We start from the raw sequence: 9,350 nt of genomic DNA, 5'->3' as shown, positions 1-9,350 counted from the left end.
CGCGTGCCGCGACGCTTTCCTTCGCTGATGCGGCGCGAAGGATTGATCCCCAGCGATAGAAGTCGCGATACGCCCGGCGGTATCCCGCCTCGAGCTGCCCGGCGGACATCCTGGCTGGTCGAAACACCGCATGGCGGGTGTCGTAGAGATCCCAGTTGGCGGTTGTGATTCGGCCTTGAGCCGCCAGGCGCTGGTGCAGTCTCGTGCCGGGGTACGGGGTGAGGATGTGAAAGGTGGCGGTCTCGATTCCCCGCTTGATCGCCCACTCCACGGTACGCTCGTGGACTGTTGTGTCATCGTCGTCCATGCCGAACACGAAGCTGCCGTTGATCATCACCCCCGCATCGTGAAGGCGACGGACCGCGGTGTCGTAATCGGCGTGCAGGTTGTGATGCTTGCGCTGGGCGCGCAGGTTGGCCGGGCTGAGCGTTTCGAACCCGACGAACAAGCTGCGCAATCCGGACGCCACGGCCTTGTGCAGCAACTCCGAGTCGAGGGCGGCGTGAACCGTGCCCGCCGCCTGCCATATCCTGCCCATGCCTAGCATGGCGTCGAACAGGGCGATGGCGAAGTCGCGGTGTCCGAAGATGTTGTCGTCCACGAAGAACAGATGCCGCCCCGGCAGGCGTTCGATGTCGGCCAGAGTCTGATCCACGGTCTGCGTGTAGAAGGAGGCGCCGCCGCGGAAGAAGGACTCCTTGTAGCAGAAGTCGCAGGCGTGAGGGCAGCCGCGGGAGACGACGAGGGAGTTCGGCGCGAGGTAGAGATGCCGCTGGATGAGGTCGCGGCGCGGCGGGGGTTGAGCGACCAGGGAGCGCACCTTCGACTGGTACGAGGGCGCCGGGCGCCCGGCGCGGAAGTCGCGCAGGAAGGCGGGCCAGGTGTCTTCGCCGGGGCCAAGGAAGATCGTGTCGGCGTGGCGGCGCGCCTCTTCGGGCAAAGCGGTGACGTGCAGACCGCCGAGGGCGACATGTACGCCTCGGCGACGGTAGAGGTCGGCGATCGCGTAGGCGCGGCGGGCGGAGGTGATGTAGACCTGAATGCCGACCAGGTCCGGCTCGTCGTCGAGTTCGAGGGGCTCGACGTGCTCATCGTGGATGGTGACCTCGTCATCGTCGCGCAGGTAGGCGGCGAGAGTGGCGAGCCCGAGGGGCGGGAAGAGAGAGTACTTGATCGGCCGCCAGAACGGGCTCCTGGCTTCGGTCAGGGCGGGCAGGATGAGCTTTACCCTCACGTCAATTGACCTCCGGATCAACGAGATGGCCGCCGATTCCAACTTCATCTTAGGCTTGACGGGCGGGTGGCGCCGACCCACTGACGCCGGTGGTTTGCGCACTCAGGTGCGCCGCTGGAGGGCGCAAGTGCTTGACGTGGGGCCGCATTTGCGGTTTGCTATAGCGGACCGGGACGCATGAGGAGCGAGGCGATGCTCAAGCTGCTGGTGGTGGAGGACAACGAGCGGCTGCGCGCGGCCTTGAAGACCGGGCTGGAGGGGCTGCGGGCGGTGCGCGTGCTGCACGACTGCGGGTGCGGCGAGGATGCGCTGGACTACTGCCTGAGACAACCTCCCGACGTGATCCTGCTGGACGTGCAGCTTGCGGGGCAGATGAACGGCATCGAGACTGCGGTCGCCATTCGGCGGGAATTGCCGCGCATGCCGGTGGTGTTCTACTCGATCCAGGATGACGAGGCGTATTACCGCGGGTTTCGCAGTTCCGGCATTCTCAGCCATTACGCCTACGTGCGGAAGTCGAACTACTTGCTGCCGGAGATGATTCTGCCGCTGCTGCAGGATGCCGCGGCGGGGAAGAACTTCATTGACCCGGAGATCGAGGCGCGGGTGCAGGAGGTGCGGCACAAAGACGCGCAGTCGCCGATGGCGGTGCTCGAGCCGAACGAGCAAGAGGTGGCGCGCATGCTGGCGCAGGGGATGACCAACGAGCAGATTGCCGCGCGCATGGGATTCCGGGACAAGCGCACGATCAGCCGCACCAACGGGCAGATCTACGCGGCGTGGGGGCTGAGCGAGAGCGCGACGGACGACAAGGTGGCGCGCACCCGTGCCGCGCTGATCGTCCGCTCGGGGCGGCTCATCTCGTGGGACAAGCAGGGCGCGGCGCGCGTGATGAACGAACGAGGGGAATGGGTCGAGTGGGAGGACTGATCGTCCTGATCGCGCTGGTGTACTTCGCGCTGCTGGCGCTGTCGCTGTTCAGCACGATTGCGCTGGTGTGGCTGGGCGGGACGGTGCTGCTCAACGCGCAGCGGCGCGGGTGGGGCGTGTGGCTCGCGGGGTGCGGATTGCTGGCCGGGGGCGCCGTCTTCGTCAGCCATTCCGCGGTGCTCATGGAGAGCGCGCGGGTCATCGGCTCGGAGTTGAATGTGTGGTGGCCTCTCGGCTGGACCGCGGTCATCTTCTCGCCGTTCGCGTGGTACATCGCGATGCTGTGGCACACGGGGTACTGGGACAGCGGCCAGTCGGCTCTGCGCCGCCGGCACCGTCCGCTGTTGGCGGCAGCGCTGGCGCTCGTCGGCGCGTTGTTCGTGCTGCTGATGATGGCGCGGCCGCTGCCGTTCACCGTTCACGGGACCGGCTTCAACCTGTCGACACGGCCGGCGGTGCTCGGCATCCCGGTGATGGTGCTGCTGTATCCGGTATTCGTGCTGTCGTGCATCAGCTTCTCGCTCGACGCGGTGGCGCGCCCGGGGCCGTCGCGGCGGCCGATGGGAGAACCGGCGCGGCGCCGTGCCCGGCCGTGGCTGGCGGCCGCGTCGCTGGCTCTGCTGACGGTGAGCATGCTGGTGGTGAGTTCCCTGATCTGGCTGCTGCGCCACGGGCCGGGCGCCCTCGACGTCGTGCCGGATGGGCTGGCGCTCGGCATGCTGTGGCTCGACCTGGTGATCACGGCCCTGATCACGCTCGCCGTGGTGCTGCTTGGACAAGCGATCGTCGCGTACGAGATCTTCACGGCACGGACGCTGCCACGGCGCGGTCTGCGGCGTCAGTGGCACAATGTGCTGATCCTCGGCGCAGGCTACGGCGTTGCCGTCGGCGGGAGCTTCGCCGTGGAGCTGCCGTCGGCGTACGTCGTCGTGCTCGCAACGCTGCTGGTCGCCTTCACGTACGCTGTCTTCAGTTGGCGGTCCTATCGCGAGCGGGAGCAGTACATTTCCCATTTGCGCCCGTTCGTGGCGAGCGAGCACGTCTACGACGCGGTGCTGACGTCGCAGCCCGAGGCGATGGCGGAGACCGGCGCCGCCGAGCCGTTCGTCGCCTTATGCCGCGACGTGCTGGGCGTCGAATCGGCGTACCTCGTGCCCGCGGGCGGCCTGTCGTCGCTCATCCCGGTGCCGCTTGTGTATCCCGAGGGCGTCTCCGTGTCGGTGAACGTGAGCGAACTCGTGAGCCGGTGCGCGTCGCCGGATGTGACGACGGTGGCGCTCGAGCCCGATGAGCATGGAGGCGCGCTGCTGGCGGTGCCGCTGTGGGGTCCGCGGGGGATGATCGGGGTCCTGTGCCTGGGCGAGAAGGCGGACGGCGGGCTCTACTCGGAGGAGGAGATCGAGATCGCGCGCGCGAGCGGGGAGCGATTGCTGGATACGATCGCGGGGGCCAACCTGGCGCAGCGCCTGATGGCGCTGCAGCGGCAGCGCTTCACCGAGATGCAGGTGCTGGATCAGCAGTCGCGGCGCGCGCTGCACGATGAAGTCTTGCCTGCTCTGCACGCCGCGATGTTGGGGCTGGGCAATCATGGCGCGGCCGAGGCGGGTGCGGGCGCCCTGGCGCAGTTGACCGAGGTGCACCGGCGCATTTCGGCCCTGCTGCGCGAGATGCCGGCCGGTCTCGCATCACAGGTCGCGGAGCTAGGGCTAGTGGCGGCGGTGCGGCGCATGGTGGAAACGGAATTCGCCCACGAGTTCGACCGCATCACGTGGCAGGTGGAGCCGGAGGCCGAGGAGCGCGTGCGGGCGCTGCCGCCGGTGACCGGGGACGTCATCTTCTACGCCGCGAAAGAGATTGTCCGCAACGCGGCACGCCATGGTCGCGGCGGCACGCTTGAGCGCCAGCTCAATCTCTCCATCTCGGCGGCGTGGCGCGACGGCCTCGAGATGCGCATCGCCGACGACGGTATCGGGCTGGCGGCGGCGAGCGAAGCGCAGCCCGCAGAGGGGCACGGCCTTGCGCTGCACGGCACGATGATGGCTGTGATCGGCGGCTCACTGGTGACGGAGACCAAGCCCGGCGCGGGCGCGGCGGTGACGCTGTTCCTGCCGCAGGAGCAATGGCACGAGGTGTGACGGGCGTCGCTCGGAAGCGGCGGGGTGAATCCCCCCACATTCCGGCGCGGGCTCGGCGACCGGCGACCTGCCGTTTGCCAGTCCGTGCCTGACGACGTGCCCCCTCGACAGCGTCGTGAGCGAAGACTATACTATAGAGTGTCGGGTATTACGAGAGCACCGGTAATGCCCGCGGACTCTTCCGGACGAGGTTCGTTCGGGAGGGGCGCTGCCATCCCTTGCGTCCTCCTCTAATGCACGAACCTCGGTAACCAATGGGGTCCGTATCTTAGCGGAGGGTTGTAAGCTGTGCGCGCCTGATGCCGGGGGCGCATGAGTTCGGGAGGGCTAGTATTGCCAGAGGATGCAATGAAAGGCGTCATTGAGATGATGCGCAGCCACATCGTGCAGTTGAACGGCGCGGGCGGGGCGCTGCTGCGCGAGATGCTGCTGCATCATCTGGGGTGGGACGCGGTCGACCGAGATGCGGGAGAGGAGTCCGCGGGCAGCGCGGCGGGCAAGCTGGTGCGGCCGCGGCTGTGCGTGCTGTCGTGCCTCGCCGTGGGCGGGAATGCGGCCGCGGCGATCCCGGCGGCGGCAGCGATCGAACTGATTCACAACTTCTCGCTGATTCACGACGACATCGAGGATCGCGATGACACGCGCCGCGGCCGGCCGGCGGTATGGAAGCTGTGGGGCGAGGCTCAGGGCATCAATGCCGGCGACTGCATGTATTCACTGGCCTATGCCGTTCTCACCGAGCCGGAGGAAGCGACAGCCGACCCCGGGCGCCGCCTGCGCGCGACGGCGATTCTGAGCCGCGCGTGCGCCAGGCTGTGCGAGGGGCAGGCTCACGACGTGGCCTTGCGCAACGGCCGGGATGTCTCGGAGGACGAATACCTGGACATGGTCGGGCGCAAGACGGGGGCGCTGCTCTCCGCGGCGGCCGAGACGGGAGCGCTGCTGGGCGGCGCGGATGACAGAGCGCTCGACGGATTCCGTGATTTCGGCTTCGATCTTGGGGTCGCCTTCCAGATACGCGACGACGTGCTTGGCATCTGGGGGGACGCGCAGAAAACGGGCAAGCCGGTGGGAGGGGACCTCAGTCGCAGGCGGTGCTCGTATCCGGTCGTCTGGGCGCTGGCGCGCGGGAGGGACAAAGATCGCCACGCGCTGCGCGACGTCGGCGGCGCGTCGTCTCCGCGCGCCATGGCCGACGCGGTGGCAGTTCTGGACCGCGTGGGCGCGCGCGAGCACGCGGAGGAACTCGCCGCTGAAACCCACCGCCGGGCATGGAGCGCGCTGGAGGGCCTGCGTTTGGAGTCAGCCGCGAAAGATGATCTGCGGCGGCTCACTGAGTTTCTGGCTGTGCGGCAGCGCTAGGGCGGACGGATTGCGCTCGACGGCTACGCGTCGGGCCCGCAGCACGCGCCATGAGCTACAGCGGTATGCTGAAGGCCCGCGTCAGGAACATGGCCATCTGCGCGCGGCTGACGCTCGTCGTGGGGCAGTAGCGCCGGATCTCGGGCGGCCCCGCGTTGTAGTAGCACCCGCTCGTGACGGCGGCCGCGTAGATGGCCTCAATGTATCCGAACGTCGGATGGTCCGCGGGCACGTCCTCGAAGGTCGGCACGCCCGGATAGACCGGGCTCAGGCCTGTCGCCCGGGCGAGGAAGACCGACATCTGTCCGCGGGTCACCGTGCTCGTGGGACAGTAACGCCGCACCTCGGGCGGCCCCGGGTCATAGTAGCATCCGGCGGTGATGCCGGCGTCGTACAGCGCCTCGATGCATCCGTAGAACGGGTGCTCCGGGGCCACGTCTGCGAAGGTCGGCGCCCCCGGCGACAGGGGCGCAAGTCCCATTGCCCGCGTCAAGAACGCGGCGATCTGCCCGCGCGTTACGCGCGCTTCGGGACAGTATAACAGCGGAGTGACCAAGCATCCCCCCGTTATGCCCTCGCGGTAAATCGCCTCGATCTGGCGGAACGCCCAATACACCGGCCAGACGTCCTCGAAAATGTAATCGTGCTCGAGCGCGTCCACCCAGGCGCGCGTGCGCGTGATGTAGATGGTCTCGGCGTCGGCGCCGTAGCGGCCGTAGTGGCCCTCGTAGCTGAGGTACGTAAACTCGGGGATGGTTTTGGGAACGGCGGGCTCGATCTGCGTGCCTTCGTGCCATTCGTTGAAGGAGGTGATGCCGAGCCATTCCGGGGCGGCGTCGACGGCATAGCGCCACATCGTATCGTACCCGGCGGGGGTGCGGGGCTTGTTGATGGTGCCGCCGATGCGCGTATGGATGAAGCCCGGGCCGACGCCGGCGCAGAAGATAGAGTTGAGCGCTGAGACCTGCTCGCTGAGGGAAGCGAGATCGCTGCCGTCGGAGCCGACCTGGTGCGCGTAGAGGTAGATGCCGTCGAAGTGGCAACGGTCGATCCAGTCCACGCCGCCGCTGGCGAGGACGATGGCGTCGTTGCCGGTGCCGCGGATGCCGTTGAGCATCGTCCGCCAGTTGGCGTCGGTGATATCGCCGGGGGCGAAGACGAAGAAGACGCCTCTCGCGGCGCCGCTGGGCCCCCACTTAGTGGGGCGGCTGACGCGCAGGAAGGCGGGGTGACTGCCGTAGGTGGAGTAGATGTAGGCGATGTCGTCGCGGGTCGAGGCGGCGGTGCGTCCGCCGTAGGGTTCGAGGTGAAAGCAGACCTTGAGCCCTTGCGCCGCAGCCGCATCGAGGACGCCGGGTGCCGCCGCGTTCTCGAAGGATGTCCTCCCCCACCAACTGGAGACGATGATGCCGACGCCCGCCTGCGCCGCCCACGCCATATGCTGGGAGCGGGCGGCCGAATCATTGACGCTGTAGGCGCCGAGGGAGGGATAGTAGTTCGAGGTGATGTCGTCGGGCGGGGTGAAGCCGGCGTCATTCCAGTGGAACCAGTAGCCGTCGAACGCCGGGTTGGCGTACCAGGGGTAGTAGTAGGCGAAGACGCGGTCGGAGGCGCAAGCCGAGTGGCCGAGGATGAAGGTAACGCAGCCAGCGAGTGCGAGAAGGATGATGAACCGCGCAAGCCTGGTCACGGGCATGATGTCACCCAATGATCGAAGCCGCATGGCCCTCTCGGCCGTATTATACCACGAATCATTCCAGGCAGCCGGGGAGCCAAGCAAGGGCTTGCCAGCCTGGATGGCGTTTGCGGCCCGTGCCGCGCCGCTGATGTCCGCGGCAGGCGCAATCACACGCGCCCCGATTCGATGTCTCCGTGGAGAACGTGGCGGACGAGTCCGGCGCGCGGAAGGTCCCCTGCCCTACGATCTGACGAAGCGGATGAGCGAGACAACGGCGTTGCCATTCGGCTGGAGGTTCTTCATGACGACCGGAATGCGGCCGTCGGCCGTATCACCTGCGGAGACCGGGACATCAATCCAGCGGCCGACGCGGTAGTTCTCGTATTCGCCGATGAGCCGGTCGGATACGGAGACCGATTGCCGCCGACCGCCCGCGAGACCGTCGCCGTCGAGGATGAACAGGCGCAGCGTTCCCGACGCGCCTTTCGGGCAGGTGATATCGAATTCCAGGGAATCGTAATCCGCCCAGCAGTGGTTGATTTCGGTAGGCCAGCCGGCGTACGCATAGCCCTTGCGGAAGACGAAGTCCCAGCCGTCGTCGCAGAACTCCTCGTCGCCGTCTCGGCTGCCGCAGCGAACAACAAGCGTCTCGCCGGCGTCGCGGTACTTCTGGGCCGATTCCGGGAAGAGCAACGGCCGACGCGCACGGCACGCAGGCAGAGAAGCGAATGGCCGGTGTGGCTCCTTCTGATACCAGTATGCGACGCTCGAGAATTGGAGTGGGTTTTCGGGCTTGGAGAACACCTCGCGAAACCACGGCGCCTCGTTTTTCCCGAAGCCGACGGTCATGCGCAGGGAACGGTTGAATGAAATGCGGTCGTTGAGCGTGAAGCGATAGGCGGCGGCGCCGTTGTAGTAGGGCTGGTAGCCGGTGTACCAGAAGGTGTTGCCCTGCTCCGGGAAGCCGTAGCTGAAGCCGAACGCGTCCTCTATGCCCTGCCATTCGATGGACGGCTCGCGCTCGCCGTCCACGTAGAACTTCACGTTCTCATCCACGACGTAGCCGGCGTTGGGCGCGCCGACGCCGCGCACGGTGACGTTCCAGCCGATAAACTGCCCCGGGCCGAACGCCTCAACGACGCGGTAGTCAGCGCTGCCGAGCAGCACGGTCTGCTGCCGCCAGGTGGCGTGGAAGTAACCGGCATCGCGCGGGATCTCCTCGAGCGCTCGATACATGACGTAGCCGTAGCACGGGTTCATCTGCCACATGCCGTTGGGGTAGCGCGGGTTATCCGCGGTTACCTCGATGCGCGCAGATTTCGCGAAAGGCATGGGGAAGTAGCAGTTCCAGCCCCGCTTCTTGTTGACGAGGGCGGTGTCCACTCGCTCCATGACGCCGTTGGGGTCGCAGAAGAAGTCCACCAGCGGCGCTTCGACGCTGGGGTTCTCCTCGCCGTCCCAGTAGATGCGGATGACCGTGTCGCGGTTCAGTCGCATCGTCTCGGGCATGGCGAAGTGGATCATGGTGATGACGCCCGGGCCTTTGAGATCGGCCATGACGACGGTTGAGCGGCCTTCGCCGAACCGGAGTTCTTCCGGGTTCTCGGGCCACAACGAGTTGACTTGCTTCGTTTCGCCATCCCACAGACGGTAGAGGGTGTCGAGGCCGGCCGCGAGGCCCGGTGCGACCTGGGCGCCGACGCCGCCGGTGCACAGGAACATCAATCCTGCCGTGAGAAGTGCGGCTTTCATGCGAACCTCCGGGCGTCAGAGGGCGGGTAGGGGCACAGCTTGCCGTGCCCCCACGAATCTGCCGCCAGGACTCCGTGCAAAGACGAGCTATTGCGGCTGCGCGGCGAGCAGGTCCGCCATGCGGAAGTGCTTGTACGGCGTTTCCGACGCACGCGTCATGCCGATGGCGTTGGCGACCCACAGCTCGCGGTCGGTGTTGCAGTAGATGACGCTGTGCAGGTTCTCGTTCATCGCCGCGGCCTGGGCGATCTTGATCGCG

General features: G+C 67.0%; 6 protein-coding genes. 3 read left to right on the top strand and 3 right to left on the bottom strand.

Translation table 11 applies throughout. The features are described from left to right. On the bottom strand, positions 1-1,234 hold a 1,234-nt coding region (locus JSV65_00755; GenBank protein ID UCH34919.1), incomplete at its 3' end, for a B12-binding domain-containing radical SAM protein. A 192-nt stretch (positions 1,235-1,426) separates the two neighbouring features. Between JSV65_00755 and JSV65_00750 the strand changes: the two genes are divergently transcribed. The 3 genes from JSV65_00750 (at position 1,427) to JSV65_00740 (ending at position 5,661) form a co-directional block, all read left to right on the top strand. After that, positions 1,427-2,164 carry a response regulator transcription factor gene (locus JSV65_00750; protein UCH34918.1) on the top strand — a complete coding sequence of 246 codons (738 nt, stop codon included), beginning with the start codon at positions 1,427-1,429 and terminating at the stop codon, positions 2,162-2,164. Then, on the top strand, positions 2,152-4,299 hold the full coding sequence (locus JSV65_00745; GenBank protein ID UCH34917.1) for a hypothetical protein: 2,148 nt from the start codon (positions 2,152-2,154) through the stop codon (positions 4,297-4,299). The genes JSV65_00750 and JSV65_00745 overlap by 13 nt, the downstream gene beginning before the upstream one ends. 348 nt (positions 4,300-4,647) lie before the next feature. Continuing rightward, complete coding sequence (locus tag JSV65_00740) at positions 4,648-5,661, top strand: polyprenyl synthetase family protein (GenBank protein ID UCH34916.1); 1,014 nt, start codon at positions 4,648-4,650, stop codon at positions 5,659-5,661. Positions 5,662-5,716: 55 nt separating this feature from the next. Here the strand turns inward: JSV65_00740 and JSV65_00735 are convergent, their stop codons facing one another. Then, positions 5,717-7,384 carry an S-layer homology domain-containing protein gene (locus tag JSV65_00735; GenBank protein ID UCH34915.1) on the bottom strand — a complete coding sequence of 556 codons (1,668 nt, stop codon included), beginning with the start codon at positions 7,382-7,384 and terminating at the stop codon, positions 5,717-5,719. A gap of 195 nt (positions 7,385-7,579) precedes the next feature. Next, entirely contained in the window at positions 7,580-9,091 is a 1,512-nt protein-coding gene (locus tag JSV65_00730; protein ID UCH34914.1) for a DUF2961 domain-containing protein, read from the bottom strand. Positions 9,092-9,350: the final 259 nt, after the last annotated feature.

Source organism: Armatimonadota bacterium (assembly GCA_020354555.1).
In the GTDB taxonomy this organism is placed as follows: domain Bacteria; phylum Armatimonadota; class Hebobacteria.
This window is presented reverse-complemented; position numbering and strand designations above follow the sequence as displayed.